Raw genomic sequence first — 1095 nt, forward strand, 5'->3', positions numbered from 1 at the left:
TGCAGAGGGGCCGAGGAGGGCCGCTGACGGGGCCGCCCGAGCGATGCTCCCGGCCGGTGGACAGGCCGCTTGAGCCCCCTTGGGGCACACGCCTGCCCAGGCCGCGCTCCCATCAGGTGCGTGGCAGGAGCCGCCGGCCTGGTGGCTGTCTTGAGCCTCAACACCACACGGCCTGGGGTGGCCCTCGTGCCGGGGCCAACCTCGCACATGCCGTGGGCAAGCCCAGGTGCTCCACAATCGCCCGCTCCCCGGGGGCCCCCTTCACGTTCGCCAACACCCGCCGCCTGCCTCCACACCTCGCGCAGGCGAACACGTCGAAGTCGAACGTCCTCCTGAGCAACTCGGCGAAAGTCCACTCGCGGTGTCCTCTCCTTCACCCGCTCCTTCCCGGCCGCTGCCTCAAGCCCCGCGCTCGCCTCCTGCTCACCTGCTTGAGGGACCAGAAATGGCCGCAGTCTGGCGCCTGGAGCGAAGACGCCTTCCGGCACCAGCGCATGGTAGTGAGGCGTTACTTGCAAGGCCGAGCCGAAAAATTGGAGAAAAGAGACGGCCCCGGTCTGTCCACCGCGCACGCCCTGCCGCCGTGCCCTGCGACGTTGCAGGGCAAACACCGCTCGCAGGAAAAGGGTGAGGACGTCCGAGAGCAGCCCCTTCTCCTTCAGCAGTACCCATCGCACCCGGTGCGGAAAGGACAACGTCCACTGACGGTAGGGCACGTGCGGCAGCACCCGCTCCACCAGGTGCACCGCCGTCACCTGCGCCCGCTTCGCGTTGCAGGAGGGGCCCCCCCCTCGCCCCTTGCACGAGAAGGCGACGAGCAGTTCGTCCTTACAACTCTCGCAGCGCACCCGCGCGAATCCGTGCACCAGCACGCCGCACTCCAGGTACCTGGCGAAGTCCCGCTCCACGTACCGGGGCAGGCCGCGCCCCACGTCGCTCGCCTCCGCCAGCAGCGTGGCAAGGTTCTCCCTCACCGCCTCGTACAGCACCGTCCCCTCCGGCTGCCTCCGCCGGTACGCCCACCCCCGCTCCTCCACCTGCCCCTCCCCAGCTCCACCTCGCCAGGGCACACGCTACCGTCAGCCTCCCACGGGC

Annotated in this window: 1 protein-coding gene; it reads right to left on the reverse strand. The window is 70.0% G+C overall.

Translation table 11 applies throughout. The features are described 5' to 3' along the window. Positions 1–1037: transposase zinc-binding domain-containing protein (locus F8M74_RS38375; RefSeq protein WP_163884756.1), on the reverse strand; the 1037-nt coding region annotated here is incomplete at its 3' end. Positions 1038–1095 lie beyond the last annotated feature (58 nt).

The organism is Myxococcus sp. CA023, assembly GCF_010998615.1.
Classification (GTDB): domain Bacteria; phylum Myxococcota; class Myxococcia; order Myxococcales; family Myxococcaceae; genus Myxococcus.